The organism is Natronomonas amylolytica (genome assembly GCF_037031205.1).
GTDB lineage: Archaea > Halobacteriota > Halobacteria > Halobacteriales > Haloarculaceae > Natronomonas > Natronomonas amylolytica.
The window spans coordinates 36,262-53,095 of the sequence record NZ_JAYEZM010000011.1 but is presented as its reverse complement, the minus strand read 5'-3'; the positions used below and the strand labels follow the sequence as shown (position 1 = coordinate 53,095).

Genomic DNA, 16,834 nt, shown 5'->3' with positions numbered 1-16,834 from the left:
GAAATAGATTTTATTGATTGGTTTTGTTTCTAGTATAACTAGATGTTTCGGCAGTTACCGAACGCTAGTCTAGATATTCCTATATTTCGTGGAGCAATCCCGACGAAACGACCGCCTTCCGCGAACCCCACCACACCCCTCCGACGCGTTCCACTCGAAACGAAGGGGTGGGGGGCATTCCCCCTTCGGTTCGCCTCCCAATTCACCGTCGATTGAGCAGGTCCCATCGAGTCACCCTAACTCAGCGGGTTCAATCCGACGGCTCCTAATTCGTGCCCCGATTCGCACTTTCGCCCAGTTCGTCGATTTGACTGGGTTTGTCGGAACACCAGTCGGGGAACCGAACTCCCGATACGACACCCGACGGTGGAGGGGTACTTCGGAGTTTTGCACCACTATCGTTTCCCGTGGACTCGGTCGTTCGATTCCTAACTGAATCCCCTCCATTCGAGTTCTTCTCCGCTTCTTCATCTAACCGACCACGATGACAGACCTACACGCGCAGGCGCGAGAGTTTACTAATACGTCACCCGCCCAGTTCGGCTGGAACCCGGCGGCACGTGTTCACTCCGTGATGTTTGTCTGACACACAGTTAAGTAAATGCGGTATGGTAGTACGTGCAGAGCGACTCCGATTTCGACTCGAAATCGGGGCCGCGGGAGGATGAGATGGGACTGCTAACCGAACTCAAATCGAGTATCTCGCGCGCGTCGTCGGCCCTCTTCTCGGGGAGCGAGCCGAAGCGAATCGGCATCTACGGCCCCCCGAACGCGGGCAAGACGACGCTCGCCAATCGTATCGCTCGCGACTGGACCGGCGACGCCGTCGGCCCGGAGAGCCACGTGCCACACGAAACGCGGCGGGCACGTCGGAAGGAAAACGTCGAAATAAAGCGCAACGGCAAGTCCGTCACTATCGACGTGGTCGACACGCCGGGGGTTACCACGAAGGTCGACTACAAGGAGTTCCTCGACCACGACATCGAGAAGGAAGACGCCGTCCGGCGCTCCCGTGAGGCGACGGAGGGCGTCGCCGAGGCGATGCACTGGCTCCGCGAGGACGTCGACGGCGTCATCTACGTTCTCGATGCGACCGAGGACCCGTTCACGCAGGTCAACACGATGCTCATCGGCATCATCGAGAGCCAGAACCTGCCGGTCCTCATCTTCGCGAACAAGATCGACCTCGAGGACGCCAACGTTCAGCGCATCAGCAACGCGTTCCCCCAGCACGAAACCGTTCCGCTGTCGGCGCTCGAAGGAGACAACATGGACGAAGTCTACGACAAAATCGCGGAGTACTTCGGGTGATACCATGCCTGAAGTGACCACAAACGGCGACGACGGCGACGACGGACTCGCCGACGGCATCCAGATCGACATGATCAGCGCCGACCGGATGGAGGGGATGCGGACGATGGAGAAGATCCGTCTCATCCTCGATGGCGTCCACGACGGCAACATCGTCATCCTCGAATCGGGTCTCGACCCCGAAGAGGAGTCCAAACTCATCGAGGTGACGATGTCCGAAATCAACCCCGACGGGTTCACGGGCATCGAAATCGAGACCTACCCCGGTGAGGAGACCAGCGATAACGGCTTCCTCGGCCGCATCATGGGCAAGGACGACAGCGACTCGAACAAGCTGACGGTCATCGGTCCGGCCAACCGCATCGAGACGCTCCACAAGGACGAGACGCTCATCAGCACGCTCATCAAGCGCAGATAATCCCGGGCGTACGCCCGTTCACAACCACCATGCCACATCAGTGTACTGGCTGCGGCCACACGTTCGCGGACGGCTCGAAGGAGATGCTCTCGGGCTGTCCCGAGTGTGGCGGCAACAAGTTCCAGTTCCGCCCCTCGGAGGAAGACCTGCCCGACGAGCCTGCGGAATCGGCGGAGTCGGACGCACCGTCGCCGCCGGACCCCGACACCTCGTCGGTCGCCGAGACAGTCGGACGGGCGACGACGAAGATGCGCGACCTCGTCGGCTCCGGCCCCGACACGCCCCCGGAGGAGTCCTCGACGTCGACCGACTCATCCACGGCGACGCCTGCCGACCAGCGCTCGCCCACCGACCCCGAGTCGGCTCCCGACCCGGAGGCCGCCGTTTCGAGTGTGGAAGCCCCCAGCGGTGATACGTCGGCTGCTTCCGACGACGCCGACGCGACAGCCGATACCGGTCCGAACCCGAACGCCGCGTGGCCGAGCGAGTCGGGTGACGATGCCGACCCCGACGGACCCGAAACGGGGGGCCTCGACGACGGCGAGATTATCGACGCCGATGCCCGGCGGTCGTCGATGGAGGAGTCCGACGAGGATCTCGCGCAGGCGAGCGCGCGTAGTGACGTGGTTCCCGAGGAGGAACTCCCCGAAGCCGACGAGACGGCCACCGAGACGGTAGCCGGCTCCTCCGGACTGGAATCGGCCGAAGCCAAAGCGGGCAGTCCCGAACCCGACGTCGACGGCCGCGTCGTCAGCGAACCTGACGACGAGCAGCCGGACATCGCGGAACTGCGCGAGCAGCTCAACGACCAGTTCGAATCCATCAAGATCGTCGAACCCGGCCAGTACGAACTCAACCTGATGGAACTGTACGACCGCGAGGAGTACATCATCGCCCTGCAGGAGAACGGCCGATACGTGATTCAGGTGCCCGAGCAGTGGATGGGCGAGGACCCAAGCGAGCGATAGTCCGAATCCCTCTCTTTCGTCTCCTCCCTCTCTCCACACCCCCTCTCCGTCCCGTTTCTTTCCCGTCTCTCCTTCCCCCACGTTTTCGCGTCGAGCTATCCGTCAAGCCGGTCCAGCACCGCGTCGGAATCGTACGAAAGTGACAGGGTTCGAGACCGACCACGCCCCTCGACGCTGCTGTATTCGGCGTCGATGAGGCCCAACTGTTCGAGTTTGTTGATAATCTCGGAATAGCGGGTGTAGCCGAGGTCTGTCTCCTCGCTGAAGACGTCGAAGACGTCGCCGGCGCGCTTGCCGTCGTGGTCGGCCAAGACGCGGACGAGTGCGGCCTCCGACTCCGACAGGCCACGGAGGTGCCGAGAGAGGTGGACGTACTTGGCCTTCTCGTAGGCTTCGTCGACGTCGTCGGTGTTCACCTCCGTCGCTCCGCGCATCTCGGCGTTGAGGCCGGCCCGCCGGAGCAGGTCGATGCCGACCCGGAGGTCGCCACCGCTGTCGGCGGTGTGTTCGGCCACCCGGTCCAGGACGTGCGGGCCGACGGCCTCCTCGCGGAAACCGCGCTTGACGCGTTCCTGGAGGATGTCGACGATTTCCCGCTCGCCGTAGGCGTCGAAGTAGACCTCCTCGGGTCGGAACACGGACTGGACGCGGCTGTCGAGTTCCTCGATGACGTTCAAATCGAGGTCCGAGGAGACGACGATGACGCCGATTTTCGCCCCCGAATGGGCCTCGTGGGCCCGAAGCAGCGAATAGAGGGTATCCGAGGCTTCGTCCTCGTAGAAGAGGTAGTTCACGTCGTCCAGCGCGACGATGAGGACCTCGTCCTCCTCGACGAGGCGGTCGGTAATCTGGCCGAAGAGCTTCTTGAACGAGATGCCGGAGGTCGGCGGTTCGTATTCGAACAGCCCCTCGAAGAGCCGCGAGAAGACGGCATACCGGGTCGAATCAACCTGACAGTTCACCCGGACCACGTCGACGTCGCTGACGCTGGCCAACTCGTCGAAGAGCTTCTGGACCGCCGTGGTCTTCCCGGTTCCCGGCGGTCCCCGTGCCATCACGTTCAGCGGGCGGGAGCCGCGGACTGCCGGCCGGAGGGCGTATTTGAGCGTCTCCATCTGCTCGTCACGATGGAGGAACGCCTCCGGCAGGTAATCGAGTTCGAGGACGTGCTCGTCGCGGAACACGGATTCGTCCCACGAGAGCATGTCGTCGTCCGCCATTTCACTTTCACCACGCTGGCGCGGGTGTTAAGCCTTCGGGCGAACACGCCGCGGAAGGCCTCGGTATGGCGGCCGCCTAATAAATCAGTCGTCGACGGGCGTGCCGGCGCTCGTGGCCGGGCTATTCGCGGCCGCGTCGGTCGTCGCGGCCTGCCATGCGAGAATGAGCATCGCGACGATGAGACAGGCGCCCCAGAGGAACGCGGTCGGTAGAACGACCATTATCTCTGCGCCCTGTCCGATCCAGACCGTCAGGGGAAGGCCCCACTGTCCGGCGACGAAAAGCGCCGTCACCGACTGTCGAAGCCGGCCGACCACGCTCAGTGCGGGCACGGCGAAGCCGACGACGATGGCCAGTATCGACAGGACGCCGAGGTGGGCGTGACCGCCGACCATCCAGGGTTCGACGGTTCCCCCGGCAACGTGCAAGTAATTCTGATACAGTCCAACTGACATCATGACGGCGAGGCCGATAAAGCCCGACGTCTTGAGGATTCGTGTCATGTCCCCCCGGGTTGCATGCCGTCGGAGTGACACTTAATTCTTCCCCGGTCGGCAACGATTACTCGGCCTGCTGGGTCGCCTCGAACTTCTCCAGTAACTCGTCGTAGAGCGCGTCGCCGTCCTCTTCGGCGAGTTTCTCGACGATGAGTTCCGGCGTCGACCGCGCGAGGTGGTTCTTGACCGGCGACCGGTTGACGCGCAACTCACCGTCCTCCAAGCCGACGGCTTCGATGCCGTCGACGGTCACGTCGGCGTCGGCGGCCTCCCGAATCTCGCCCGCCAGATGGGAGACGAACACCGCCGTCGAGGCGCTTTCCTCCAGTGCCTCCAGAATCCCGGCGATGATTACGGCGCTCGCGCCGGGTTCGGTAATCGATTCCAACTCGTCGACCAACACGAGCCGCGTCCGGTCGCCCTCGACGAGCGACCCGAACTCCCGAAGCGTCGACTCGAAGGCGCCGGCATCCAGCGTCCCCTGTGTCTTCGCCTGATAGTGCAGGGCCTCGAAACGCTCCAGTCGCGCCTCGTCGGCTGGAACGGGCAGTCCCATCTGTCCCAACACGACGACCAGCCCCACCAAATCGAGCGTCGAGGTCTTCCCGCCGCTGTTGACACCGGACAGCAGCGCCACACCCTCGACGCCGTAGTCGACGGGTTCGACGGCCGCGAAATCCACGTCCAAAAGCGGCGACCGCCCACCCCGAATCTCGAAGCCGCGGCCCTCGAAGGTCGGGAACGTGCAGTCGAAATCGCGGGCGAAGCGGGCGATAGCAAGTTCTACGTCCAACTCGAGGGCGGCATCCACCAGTTCGTCCGCGGGGTCGCGCATCTCCCGGAGGTCGTCGGCCAACTCGCGTTTCAGCGCGGCGGCCCGGCGGTCCCGTTCGGCGTTCAACTCCTCGCGCAACTGGCTGACGACGCGCTCGTCGTGTTCGACCGGAAACGTGGGGTCGTCGCCGAAGGCCTGCCGGGCCATCGACTCGTAGTCGTCCAACCCGAGCGCGTCGGCGAGGTGATTCCGTGCGGCGTCGATGGCGTCGGCGTACTCGTCGGCCAGTTCCCGGTCCAGCAGCGAATCGACGCCCGCCCCACGCTCGACCAGCGACAGCAAATCGGCGCCTTCGATGGTCACGTCGCGTTCCTCGATGGCCTCCCGAAGCCGGTCGTTCGCCGTGTTCTCGGCCATCGAGACGGCGGCATCGAGGTCGTCGAGGGCGTCCTCCAGTTTGTCTAGCGTCTCGTCGCCGGCGACGGTGCCGTCCTCGTTGAGTCGCGACAGCGCCTCATCCAGCGCCTCGACGTCACAGGGCGCATCGAGGTCCGCGGCCCGATGGACCGCCGCGGCCGCCCGCAGCCGGTCCCGGTTCCGCGCGAAGAAGGCCAGCGTCCGCTCGGGAACCAGCCGTTCGGGCTCCTCCAGCGCCGCCGGCTCGACCCGGACCTCCCCCTCGACGTCGATGCCCGAGAACTCCTCGTCGAGGACGACGACCGTCGAATACCCTCTCGCGAGGTCCGCAATCCCGCGTGCGTCGTCGACCAACTCGACGCTCATCTCGGGGACGGCCTCGCGAGCGGCCGAATACGCCTCCGCGTCGTTCGTCGCCAGACAGCGGTCCCGAACCCGCACGTCTCGCGGCGGTTCAAGGGGTTCGACGCCCCCGAGGGCCTCCACCACCTCGTCGCTGGGCTCCCGCTCGACCGCCTGCCGGGCGAACGCCCGTACCTCCTCGATGCGGGATTCGGTGGCGCTCGGATAGAAGGTCTCCAGCCGCTTTTCGGCGTATTCGGTCACCGCCCGCTCCTGCAAGAGTCCGAGCGCCGACTCGTAGAGTTCTCGCGCTCGCGGCGTCGACAGGAAATCGCCCGAATCGTCGTGGTCGTGGCGAATCGCCGCCCGAGCGATGCGGGCGGCCCGCCCCTCGCTGATGCCCGGCGCTTTCGCCAAGCCGGCCACGTCGCCGGCCGACAGCAGGGTCTCGGTGTCGTCGAGTTCGGCCAACCGGTCGGCGGTCTTCGCGCCGACGCCCGGGATGGCCTGCAACTCCTCGCGTTCCATCTACCCCCTACTCGGCCGCCATCACTCAAAACTTCTCTGCCCCGAACTTTTTGCACGGGGCGCCGCAGGCGCCCCGGCAAAAACTTCGATGAAAAAGACACGTCGGCCTTCCCTCCGGTCAGGCCTCGGTCCCGCGCTCCCTCCGGTCGGCGCGGCGGAACCGCTCGCGCCTTTCGGGCGCTCGCGGACATCAGCTTATATTTGCTGAGGTAGCCAGCGCAAGAACGCTACTGGAGCGGGGCGACATGGAAACCAGGGTCAGCATCCGCCGAGCGGGGCGTTTGAAAAACGCCCCCGAGGCGGTTCGCCGGACGCGAGCGAAGCGAGCGTCCGGTAGCGCGCACGGACTGGAGCGCGGCGAAGCCGCGCGAAAGGAGTACGCGCGCATATTTTCACCATGTTTTTGCCGAGAACCGGGGTCGCGCCCCGAAGCGGGCGCGACCCGTGTTCTCGTGCAAAAAGTGGTCTCACATGAAATCAGCAATCCCGCTCTGCTTGTTCGTATCGTCCTCGAAGATGGATTCGACGGCGCGGTCCAGTATCTTGAGGCGCTGTTTCGTGTACTCGCGGCAGTCGTACTCCTCGGCGACCATGATGGCGGTGTCGATGTACTTGTTGACCGACCCCTGATGGACGGTGAGGTTGACGCGGCCACCGCACTCCCGGCAGTCGCCGGTCAGCGGCACCCGTCGGAACTTCTCGCCGCAGTCGAGACATCGGGTTTCCTGCCGGGAGAAGGCCCGGAGGTTCCCGATGATGTCCGGCAGGAAATGGTACTCGATGACCCGCTCGGCGACGTCGGTCTCGTCGACCGAGCGGAGTTTGCGGGAGAGTTCCAACTGGGCGTTCATCTTCTCCATCATGTCCCCGAGCGTCTTGTACGCCGAGAGGTCCGGGCCGAGGGCGATATCGCCCGTGTCGTGGGTGTGCTCGAAACCGCGGTACTGGTCTTCGGTGCCGAGGGTGTCCTCGCCGATCTGGATGAGGTCCTCGACCTCGCCGGGGTCGGCCATCTCGCGCGTGACCTCGTAGAACTCCCGTGGATACTCCGAGACGATGTCCATGTTGTGGGCCTCGTCGTCGATTTCCGCAGGGTCGATGCGCGAGGACATGACCAGCGGCGCGTCCATTCGACCACCGCGCTGGTTCGGCAAGAAAGATTTCGAGAAGTTGAGAAGACCGTCCATGAGAAGCATGACGCAATCCTCGTCACCGTCACATTGCCGCGATGCGAGATCGTTCGCGACCAGAGAATGCGTATCCGCGACGGTAAGGCAGTAAACTGTGTCCGTTTCTGCTTGCTTGTATTCGACGGTATCAATGTCTTCGATAAGAGCATCCTCAGCACCACCGTCGAAGACTCTCCGACTTCGGACGGGTACGTCCTCTATCTGCTTGGCGAGGGATTCTTGCTTCCTCGTGAGGTGGAATCCAACTCTCTCGTGGAAGGCGACGGTATCCTCTGAGGAGATAGTGAATACGTATCGTGTCGCAGATTTTGTTCGGTCGTCAGCATCGTAGTAGTCTGGGAATTTTTCGTTGAGGTTGATCGGATCCTGTATATCGACCCGGGCCTTGATTCCGAGTCGAGTGAGTAACGCCAGTAGATCCTCTTTCAGTTCCTTACTCACGGTTGTCGCGTTGACGACCAGGCGGCCGTCTTCGACGCTTCCGTCGCCGCTGAAGTAGCCACTGAGGTACGCACTCACGATGTCGTTTTCGCCCCGAAGTACATGCTGGGGTACTCGCTTATCGGATGCTCCAGTCCCGGCATCGAGGATTTCTTGGAAAAAGACGCGAAGCAGCCGTCCGGATGCCGTGATCTTCGCGTGGTTCTCGACGTAGGGATTCACGCCGAACTCGGATTCGAGAACGTCGAGGTAGAAGTCGCGAACCTCGTCTTCGGTTCCACAGAGAGTCGTCTGCTGAATCGTCCCTTTCCCGGTTTCTTCCTCGCGAACGAAGCCCTCAGCGGCGTAATAACCGAGGAGAGTCGCAACCCGAGCGTTTAGATCGATAGTTCGGTCTATCGACGTAGAATCCCGACGCAGGCCAAGTGAGATATCGTCGGGTAGGGTTTCGAGAAGGTCGTCTACATCGTCGAAAACATCCAATAGGAGCTTGACCGGGATTCGCTCACGATAGAGATAATTACTCAGTGTTTTCTTGCCGAGATCGAGGTAGTCGGCGGTACTTTTGAGGGGATAGAATCGACCCTCCCAGTCGTCAGCGAGTCGTTCCTCGAACGTGTCGTAGAGTTCCTCCTTCGATAGGCCTTCGACCATCAGTCGTTCTGTCGGAACCGACTCCGTATCGAGGAATTCGGCCAACAGGTCGAACGATGTCGACTCGGAAGAGACGACATCCAGATGGCGGGGGGTGACAAGCGAATCTTCGGTGGAGAGGTTGGAGGCGTGTTTTCCGACGAACGAATCGGATTCCGGATCGTATACCTGCATCTCGTGGTCCGGCGTTACCTCGATTTCACGTCCGCTCCGAGTTTCGATTTGGACCAAGTGCTCCGGCGCGACATGCTTCGAGACGGCCTCGACAGGCTTGTAGACGAGTTCGCCGTCTTCGTTCATCGACGGAACGTACACATCTCCGTCGAGTTCCTGTACGAGAGTCCCGAAGTCGTCTGTCTCAGGGTTTTCCAGACGTGGTTCGACGAGGGATTCGATTTCCTCGTAGTGCCAACCGTCTGCGTCCTGATACCAGACCTTCGTTTCGGGGTGGAAGCAATTCCGCCGTTTTGCGGCGTGAAAGTACGGATGAGCGTACCCTACGGCCGCCGAGGTAAAACCTATAATCCTCCCGACAACTGCGGCGGAGGTGTGAGGTGCCATCCCGAAGACCAACTCGCCGACGAGTTCGTCGCGGTCGTCGATATCGTAGTAGCGGTCCATGCCGTAGTACTGCTCCAGGAGGTCGTCGACGAAGTCGGCGGTCCGCATCATGTGCTCGGCGGCGCCGTTCGAGAGGACGACGTCCTGAACCCGCAACTCGACCAGTTGGTCCTCGTGGGTCAGCGGGTCGCCGTGGATGTCCTCATCGTAGCCGAGAGATTTCAACTGGCCGACGGTGATGTCGAGTTCGGAGGCCCGAACCGATGTGACGGGAAGGTCGGTCATGTCGTAGCGGACGGTGCCGTCCTTGAACGACGAGACGCCGTTTTTGGCCCGGAGGACGCCCTTCTCGATGGGTTCGGGGACCTTGTGCTCCGAGGAAAGCCCCTGAACGCCTTTCAGGACGTCGAAGGCGTTCTCGCGTTCGCCGACGTTCTTGAGGGCGTTGCGGTACTCCTCGTGGACGTCGATGGTCTTCGTCTGGACAGCCTCGGCCTCGGATTCACACCGGGGACAGATGGCGCGGCCGGCCTCGTCGGGTTCGACGTCGATGTCGCAACTGAAGCAGACGTAGTGGGGGTCGGTGACGGCGTTGCAGTCGGGACAGCGCGCCCGGTGGGTTTCGGTGTCGCAGTCGGGACAGGTCCGGCGGCCGACCTCCACCTCGACTCGGCCGGGGGTGTCCTGCATGTTCTCGCTGTGTTTCGCGGCGGCGGCGATGTCCCGCTGGGAGCCGCCGGCCTCGCCGATGGGAAAGAGGGTATGGACGGCGGGCGAGAGGTCGCGTTTCTCGGATTTCTCGGGGCGGCCCATCCGACAGCCGATGCGGGTGGGCGCGCGTTCGCGAACCTCGAAGGGTGCGACCTCGTTGACCGCCTTGACGGCGTTGTGGCCGTCGTCCCAGTTGCGGGCCTCCTCGGAGAGGTCGTCGCTGTCCCACGGTTTTTCGAGGTCGTCGGTCAGCCCCAGCGACTGGACGAAGGGGACGGCGTCGGGAACGGTCAGCGTCTCCTCGCCTTGGGTGTGTTCGACGATGAGGACCTCCAGGGCTTCCCGGACGGGTTCGGTCCGTGGGAGGACGAGCGTGCGCTCGGCGGGGGAATCGGTGTCGGCAGGAGCCACAGCAGCACCGTCTGCTTCGGCCCAATACCCGTCGCTTGCGGCCTCCGCCAGTTTCTCGAACCGCTCGATGTCCAAATCGTGCCACAGGTAGGTGTATTCGGGATGCAGCGGCGCGCCGTATTCGTCGACCCATTCAAGCGTCTGTGCGGCGCCGGGGTGTTCGAGGTCGACGCGAGGGGAGTCTTCGAGGGCCTGCACGTCCGCACCCGCCGCATCGAGGTCGCCTTTCCACCACTCCGGCGTGTAGGAGGCCGGGGAGAGCGGGTGGTTGTTCTCGACGTACTCGCCGTAGTTGACGAGATACTCGCCCAAATCCAGAATCTTCTCGACGCCGTTGCGGATTTCGAGGGCCTCCGCGGGGTCGTCGATGCGCCGGACGTCGCCGTTGGCGAGTTTGACCGTCGGGCCCTCCATCGAGTCGACGGGGACGACGCCGCCGGCCTTGCCGGGGCGTTCGGTCTTTATCTGGGTGCCCGTCGCGAGGAAGTCGTCGACGAGATGCATCGTCGCGGGATGGACGCCCGCCGTCGCGAAGCCGTGATTCCGGGACCGGCCGTAGCGAAGGCGGAAGCCGCCCTCCTCGGATGGATGGCCGAAGACGGGGCGGCCGGCGATGAGGTCCCGGAGGAACTTCGTGGCCGGGTCGTGCCGCGGCGGGCCGTCGGGTTCCGACTCCTCCTCGCCTTCGTCATCCGCGTCCTCAGCGTCGGCATCTTCCACCTCGGTTTCGGCCTCGTCGTCCGCCTCGGCCGCCGAATCGCCGCCTTTGTCCTTCTTGTAGGTGCCGTCGATGAGGTCTTGTAACCACGGCCAGTCGACCTCGTCGAGTTGGGAGGTGTACCGCTGAATCTTCGGCGCCTTCTGGGCGATACCCTCACCCAGCACGAGACACATGCCGCCACGGGCGTTATTGGTGTCGACGCGTTCGAGGTCGCGGAAGCCCGAAACCTCCTCGTCGCCGGTCGCCTCGCCGTCGAGCATGATGGGCATGTTCTCGGCGATGAATTTCGTCTCGGCGTCCTTCGGGGAGTACTGCAGGCCCGTCTCGTTGTCGTAGAGGGCCAGCTCCTCGGCGTAGCGTTCGACCTCGTCGCTTCGGGCTTTGAACTCGTCGATACCGATGAGCGTCCGGGTGTAGTCGGCCACCAGCACGGACAGCGCCTGTGCTGTCCCGCCCGCAGAGCGGATGGGACCGGCGTAGTAGATGTTGATGAACTCGGTGCCGTCGTCGTTCTCCAGCAGTTCGACGCGGTCGATACCCTCGATGGGTGCGGCGACGACGCCCTCGGTCAGGAGGGCGACGGCTGTCCGAACCGCGCCTTCGACCTTGCCGGCGCGGGTGTCGTAGTCGCCGACCTTGCCGTCGGCGAAGTCCGCGGCGAGTTCGAGGGCGGCCTCCTCACGCGAGAGGTCGGGGTCTTCCTCCATCTCGCGGACGCGCTCGGCGACTCCGTCGATGCCGAGGATGTTCTCGACACGGTCGGCCATGTCCTTCGCGATGGGAATCTCGACGTCCTCGGTGGGGTCGCCGCCGCGCTGTCGGGCCTCGCGGGCGACGTCCAGTGCCTTGTCGAGGCCGGTTTCCAACCGTTCGAAGTACGCTTCGTCGTCGGGATGCATCTACAGCGGCCAGAGGTCGAGGTCGGTCGTCTCGTCGTGCTCGCGTTCGAGGTGGGCGTCGAACTCCCGGACGTAGAGTTCGCCGGCGAAGGTAGTCGCCGAATCGAGGTGGCCGCCGACCATCGACCCGTCCTCGCGGGAGAGGGTGACGTGGGTGTGTGCGAAGCGGTCGCCCTCCAGATGCGAGATGTTCCCCAGCGCGGTCGTCACCTCGAAGGGTTCGTCGAACTCGACGGGGTAGTATTCCTGTTCGTCCTGGTCGTAGAAGAAGACGGTCGCGTCCTGCACCGCGCCGAGACCGAAGAAGAAGGCCGCATCGATGCCCTCGGCGTCGGCGAAGGCCTCGATCTGCTCGCGCCAATCCCGTCCGTGTTCCAGTCGGGCGACGAACTCCCGGTCGCCCTCGACGCGCTGATAATCCATACTGGGAGGGATGACGGCAGCGGTCAAAAAGGTGTTCTCCCGAGGGCGGTCCCGGGGCAGTCGCTACGTGTTCGAATGGGTCCCCACCCGTCGGCCACGCGGTTATCGCCAGTCGTCTACGTCGACTGTGGCTTCCGTGGACATGGAGAGGTAGGCCTCCTCTCGGCAAAGTTCGGCGATGATGAGCCGCTCGCCGTCGTCGCCGCTGTCCACGGACGCCATGACCTCACAGTCGCAAATCGTCTCCGCAGTGGCCGTGTCCTGTGCCATGCATGTGCATAGTTCACAGTAGGTATATAACGCTGACGATGTGACACCGTGTCATACCGTGATTTGCCGCATCATTTATGGTGTATTTATATGTGTTGAGTAACATGATGCTGGAGAATCATTTCTGGACAACTGTCGAGTATGGTGAACATACTACGCGGAACGCTTCCCGAACGACCGAAATGAGTCGCGTGCGGACCTGTGAGCGGTGAGTGGGCGGCTGCAGGTCAGCGCGTTCGAAAGGCAGGCGTCAGACGAGCACTTCGACCTCGTATCCGGCGGCCTCCATCGCGTCCAGCAGTTCCAGCGCGTGTTCGTGACCGCGGGTTTCGAGGTCGAGTTCGACCTCGGCGGCGTTCATGGCGATGTCCTTGGAGGCGCGGTCGTGCTCGATGGCGTAGATGTTGGTGCGGTTCTCCGCGAGCAGTTCCACTAGGTCCTGCAGCGCGCCGGGGCGGTCCTTGAGGACGGTCCGGACCCGGAGGAAGCGACCGCGTTCGACGAGGCCGCGGCGGATGACGGTGGTGAGGACGTTGAGGTCGATGTTGCCGCCGCAGAGCGCGGGGACGATGGTTTCGCCCTCCTCGTACTCGAAGCGCTCCTCGAGGACGGCCGCCAGCGGAACGCCCCCGGCGCCCTCGACCAGCGTTTTCGAGCGTTCCAGAAGCGAGACGACGGCGTTGGCGATTTCGGGGTCGGTGACGGTGACGACCTCGTCGACGCGCTCCTTGATGACCTCGAAGGTCTGGTCGCCGACCCTGCGGGTGGCGATGCCGTCGGCGATGGTATCGACCGAATCGCGTTCGACGACCTCGCCCTTCTCGAGGGAGGCGGCGACGCTGGAGGCGCCCTCCGCCTGCACGCCGATAACGCGGGTGTCCGTCTGGGCCTTGACGGCGGTGGCGATGCCGGAGATGAGGCCGCCGCCGCCGATGGGGACGACGACGGTGTCGACGTCGGGACACTGGTCGACGATTTCGAGGCCGATGGTGCCCTGACCCGCCATGACGGCGGGGTCGTCGAAGGCGTGGACGTAGGTGCGGTCCTCCTCGCGTTCGATTTCGTGGGCCCTCTCGGCCGCGGCGTCGTAGTCGACGCCGTGGAGGACGACCTCCGCGCCGTACTCGCGGGTGGCGTTTATCTTCGAGATGGGGGCGTACTCGGGCATGACGATGGTCGAATCGACGCCCGCCCGCGTCGCCGCGAGAGCGACGCCCTGTGCGTGGTTGCCGGCGCTGGCGGTGACGACGCCGCGGTCGCGTTCGGCCTCGCTCAACTGGGCGATCTTGTTCGTCGCGCCGCGAATCTTGAAGGAGCCGGTGCGCTGGAAGTTCTCCAGTTTCAGGTGCACGTCGGCACCGGTCCGCTTCGAGAACGTGTTGGAGTGTTCGAGGGGAGTCTCCCGGGCGGTCTCCGCGACGACGTCGCGGGCCGCTTCCACGTCGGCGAACTCGAGCATACCCACGGCTACTCGTGGCTGAATGGTAGGCCTTCCGGGCCGCCGGCACCGTCGTCGGCGGTGGTGGGCCAAAGGGGAAGGAGCGTGTGCATCAGATTAGGGGGACGGGACCCTCATAAAACCCCTCCATGCGGAGTGAAAGTGTAATCGCACGACTGCGGCGCGATAGCCGACTCGTCAGACGGTCGTTCGACGGTCGACAGACGGTCCTTCGGAGCGGTGATGTTTATAAAAGAGGAACGGGGGTATCGGCCGAGGGACGCGTATCAGTTGATGGGGATGTCGTGGCCCGAGTCGCCCCCGGCCTCCTTCGGGAGCGTGACCGTCAGGACGCCGTTGCGGTATGCGGCCTCGGTGGCGCCCTCGTCGACGGGTTCGGGCAGTCGAACCGACCGACTGACCGACTGCTGGCGGCGCTCCCGTCGGAGGTAGTGGCCCCCGTCGTCGCTCTCTCCCTCCTCGCGTTCGGTCTCGGTGGTGTGGGTCGCCGAGAGCGTCAGGCGGTCGCCCGCCAGTTCGACGTCGATGTCGTCGCGGTCGAAGCCCGGCAGGTCCGCGGTGACGGTGTAGGCGTCGTCGGTCTCCTTGACGTCGACGGCGACCGACCCCTGAAAGGCGCCCTCGTCGAACGGTTCGAGGCGGTTGCTCATCCGGTCGAACATCCGCTCGATTTCGTCGAATGGGTTTCGGGACATATCGAGTTAATACAGGGCACCTAGGGAAAAGAAGATTACTCGGATTCCCGCCGAGCGGGAAAGACGACGCGGCTTCGAGGGTGAACGCCGAGCGGAACGGCGGTCAGAGGTCCGCGGATTCGAACCGGTAGTAGCCGATAGCCAGCGGGACGATAATCCACACCGCCATCACGACGAAGCCGAACCACGGTTCGAGGTAGAACGCGGCGGCGTCCTCGACTTCCTGGTTTTCGGCGAGCAGTCGCACCGTCCAGTTGGTCGCCTGCTGGTAGGCGGCCGTCGGGTCGACGATGGTCAGCACCTGGAAGAGTTCGGAGAGGGCGTCTCCCTGCTCGATACCCTCGAAGGAGAAGCCGTTGAGCGCGTAGATGATTCCTTGCGTCAGGATGCCCCAGAGGAACTGGAAGACGACGAAGATGCCGAAGGAGCCGTAGGCGGCCCGCGAGGTAGACGAGGTGAAGGCGGAGACGCCAACGGCGATGGAGACGAAGACGAACGCGAACAGCAGCGAGGTGCCGACGAAGACGATGTATTCGAGCGCGGAGAAGGCTTCGGCGAGCGCGGCCGTGGCGACGAGGCCGAGCGCGAAGCCGACCAAGAGGGCGACGGTAACGACGCCCGATCGGCCGACGAACTTCCCGAAGACCACGTCGGCGCGGCTGTTCGGCAGCGAGAGCAGGACCTTCAGGCTCCCGCTCTGTCGTTCGCCGGCCAGCGCCCGGTAGGCCACCGCGATGGCGACGATGGGGATGAACACCGCCGTCGCCTGCACGAGGCCGACGATGAGCAGGACGGTGGTCACCTCGCCGGTCAGCGCCGCCTGCTGGGGCGGCTGGATTTCGGAGACTACGTAGGAGGCACCGACCGCAAAGAGCGCGAACAGCGCCGTCAGCGCGATGAGCAGCCGCGAGCGGATGGCGTCCCGAAAGTCCTTCTCGGCGACGGCCAGCCAGCTCATGCTCGTCCCTCCGTGTAGGCGGTGAAGAGTTCCTCCAGCGACGCTTCCTCCGTCGAGAAGTCCAGCACGTCGGCGCCGGCGTCTTCGAGTTCGGCGACCACGTCGGTTTTGACGTCGTCGTCGCAGGTGACCGTCAGGCGGGTGCCGTCGACCGACACGTCGGAGACGCCGTCCATCGACTTCACGCGGTGGACCGCGCCGTCGGGAACCGCGTCGACTTCGACGACGAGCGTGGTGCCGTCGGCGACGTTCTCGCGGAGGCCCTCGATGGTGTCGACGGCGACGACCTCGCCCTCTCGGATGATGCCGACGCGGTCACAGACCGCCTCGACCTGTCCGAGGATGTGGCTGGAGAAGAAGACGGTCGTGCCGTTTGCGGCCTCCTCCTCGACGATTTCGCGGAGCTGGCGGGCGCCGTTGGGGTCGAGTCCCGAGGTCGGTTCGTCGAGGATGAGCAGGTCGGGGTCGCCGACCAGCGCCATCGCCAGCGCGAGGCGCTGACGCATCCCCGTCGAGAAGCCCTCGGCCTTCCGGTCGGCGGCGTCTTCGAGGCCGACCCGCTCCAGAAGCGGGTAGGGGTCGTCGTCGGCTTCCTTCGAATCGATGGCGAACTGGAGGTGTTCGCGGGCGCTCAGGCGGTCGTAGAGGTCGAAGCCCTCCGGGAGGACGCCGGTGCGCTCCCGGACGGCGACGCTGTCCTCGCGGGCGCTGTAATCCAGCACCCGGACGTCGCCGGCGTCCGGGCGGACGAAATCCAGCAGGATGTTGATGGTCGTCGACTTCCCGGCGCCGTTGGGGCCGAGAAAGCCGAATATCTCTCCGTCATCGACTTCGAGGTCGACGCCGCGGAGCGCCTGTACGTCGCCGAACGACTTTTGCACCCCGGACAACTCGATAGCGGTCATCTCACCCCCGGCTTCTTACCGGCGAAACATAGGCCTTGAGGCTCTCTTGCCGTGTGGTA

General features: G+C 64.2%; 13 protein-coding genes. 3 read left to right on the top strand and 10 right to left on the bottom strand.

What is annotated here, in order from left to right; genetic code table 11:
* The first annotated feature begins 669 nt into the window (after positions 1–669).
* From U5914_RS14810 to U5914_RS14800, 3 genes are read left to right on the top strand one after another with little or no spacing between them, the layout of a single operon-like run.
* Positions 670–1,311: an Era-like GTP-binding protein gene (locus tag U5914_RS14810; protein WP_336136525.1), complete on the top strand. Its 642-nt coding sequence runs from the start codon at positions 670–672 to the stop codon at positions 1,309–1,311.
* Positions 1,312–1,315: 4 nt separating this feature from the next.
* A complete protein-coding gene (locus U5914_RS14805; protein WP_336136524.1) occupies positions 1,316–1,729 on the top strand; it encodes a DUF2073 domain-containing protein in 414 nt (137 codons plus the stop codon).
* Positions 1,730–1,758: 29 nt separating this feature from the next.
* On the top strand, positions 1,759–2,697 hold the full coding sequence (locus U5914_RS14800; RefSeq protein WP_336136523.1) for an OapC/ArvC family zinc-ribbon domain-containing protein: 939 nt from the start codon (positions 1,759–1,761) through the stop codon (positions 2,695–2,697).
* A 95-nt stretch (positions 2,698–2,792) separates the two neighbouring features.
* On the opposite strand, the gene U5914_RS14795 is transcribed toward U5914_RS14800, so the two are convergent.
* The 10 genes from U5914_RS14795 to U5914_RS14750 all read right to left on the bottom strand — a co-directional run bounded on the left by U5914_RS14795 (position 2,793) and on the right by U5914_RS14750 (position 16,775).
* Complete coding sequence (locus U5914_RS14795; protein WP_336136522.1) at positions 2,793–3,917, bottom strand: ORC1-type DNA replication protein; 1,125 nt, start codon at positions 3,915–3,917, stop codon at positions 2,793–2,795.
* A gap of 84 nt (positions 3,918–4,001) precedes the next feature.
* Positions 4,002–4,421 (bottom strand): DUF8059 family membrane protein, encoded by a 420-nt coding sequence (locus U5914_RS14790; protein ID WP_336136521.1) that lies wholly within the window; start codon positions 4,419–4,421, stop codon positions 4,002–4,004.
* A gap of 58 nt (positions 4,422–4,479) precedes the next feature.
* Positions 4,480–6,477: a helix-hairpin-helix domain-containing protein gene (locus U5914_RS14785; protein ID WP_336136520.1), complete on the bottom strand. Its 1,998-nt coding sequence runs from the start codon at positions 6,475–6,477 to the stop codon at positions 4,480–4,482.
* A 467-nt stretch (positions 6,478–6,944) separates the two neighbouring features.
* The gene (polC, locus tag U5914_RS14780; protein WP_336136519.1) at positions 6,945–12,065 is read right to left on the bottom strand and encodes a DNA polymerase II large subunit; all 5,121 of its coding nucleotides are present in this window, start codon (positions 12,063–12,065) and stop codon (positions 6,945–6,947) included.
* Complete coding sequence (locus U5914_RS14775) at positions 12,066–12,488, bottom strand: PPC domain-containing DNA-binding protein (RefSeq protein ID WP_336136518.1); 423 nt, start codon at positions 12,486–12,488, stop codon at positions 12,066–12,068.
* A 102-nt stretch (positions 12,489–12,590) separates the two neighbouring features.
* Positions 12,591–12,758 (bottom strand): DUF7556 family protein, encoded by a 168-nt coding sequence (locus U5914_RS14770; RefSeq protein ID WP_336136517.1) that lies wholly within the window; start codon positions 12,756–12,758, stop codon positions 12,591–12,593.
* A 250-nt stretch (positions 12,759–13,008) separates the two neighbouring features.
* On the bottom strand, positions 13,009–14,217 hold the full coding sequence (gene ilvA, locus U5914_RS14765) for a threonine ammonia-lyase (protein WP_336136516.1): 1,209 nt from the start codon (positions 14,215–14,217) through the stop codon (positions 13,009–13,011).
* 266 nt (positions 14,218–14,483) lie between these two features.
* Positions 14,484–14,912, bottom strand: coding sequence for an Hsp20/alpha crystallin family protein (locus U5914_RS14760; RefSeq protein ID WP_336136515.1), 429 nt, complete (start codon positions 14,910–14,912; stop codon positions 14,484–14,486).
* Positions 14,913–15,015: 103 nt separating this feature from the next.
* Positions 15,016–15,870, bottom strand: coding sequence for an ABC transporter permease (locus tag U5914_RS14755; RefSeq protein ID WP_336136514.1), 855 nt, complete (start codon positions 15,868–15,870; stop codon positions 15,016–15,018).
* Entirely contained in the window at positions 15,867–16,775 is a 909-nt protein-coding gene (locus U5914_RS14750; RefSeq protein WP_336136513.1) for an ABC transporter ATP-binding protein, read from the bottom strand. The genes U5914_RS14755 and U5914_RS14750 overlap by 4 nt, the downstream gene beginning before the upstream one ends.
* Positions 16,776–16,834: the final 59 nt, after the last annotated feature.

Excerpts from the sequence above, each read along its gene's own strand:
- U5914_RS14805 (WP_336136524.1), top strand. The coding sequence starts at position 1,316 with ATGCCTGAAGTGACCACAAACGGCGACGACGGCGACGACGGACTCGCC.
- U5914_RS14790 (WP_336136521.1), bottom strand. The coding sequence starts at position 4,421 with ATGACACGAATCCTCAAGACGTCGGGCTTTATCGGCCTCGCCGTCATG.
- ilvA (WP_336136516.1), bottom strand. The coding sequence starts at position 14,217 with ATGCTCGAGTTCGCCGACGTGGAAGCGGCCCGCGACGTCGTCGCGGAG.
- U5914_RS14810 (WP_336136525.1), top strand. The coding sequence starts at position 670 with ATGGGACTGCTAACCGAACTCAAATCGAGTATCTCGCGCGCGTCGTCG.
- polC (WP_336136519.1), bottom strand. The coding sequence starts at position 12,065 with ATGCATCCCGACGACGAAGCGTACTTCGAACGGTTGGAAACCGGCCTC.
- U5914_RS14785 (WP_336136520.1), bottom strand. The coding sequence starts at position 6,477 with ATGGAACGCGAGGAGTTGCAGGCCATCCCGGGCGTCGGCGCGAAGACC.
- U5914_RS14755 (WP_336136514.1), bottom strand. The coding sequence starts at position 15,870 with ATGAGCTGGCTGGCCGTCGCCGAGAAGGACTTTCGGGACGCCATCCGC.
- U5914_RS14770 (WP_336136517.1), bottom strand. The coding sequence starts at position 12,758 with ATGGCACAGGACACGGCCACTGCGGAGACGATTTGCGACTGTGAGGTC.
- U5914_RS14800 (WP_336136523.1), top strand. The coding sequence starts at position 1,759 with ATGCCACATCAGTGTACTGGCTGCGGCCACACGTTCGCGGACGGCTCG.
- U5914_RS14795 (WP_336136522.1), bottom strand. The coding sequence starts at position 3,917 with ATGGCGGACGACGACATGCTCTCGTGGGACGAATCCGTGTTCCGCGAC.
- U5914_RS14750 (WP_336136513.1), bottom strand. The coding sequence starts at position 16,775 with ATGACCGCTATCGAGTTGTCCGGGGTGCAAAAGTCGTTCGGCGACGTA.
- U5914_RS14760 (WP_336136515.1), bottom strand. The coding sequence starts at position 14,912 with ATGTCCCGAAACCCATTCGACGAAATCGAGCGGATGTTCGACCGGATG.
- U5914_RS14775 (WP_336136518.1), bottom strand. The coding sequence starts at position 12,488 with ATGGATTATCAGCGCGTCGAGGGCGACCGGGAGTTCGTCGCCCGACTG.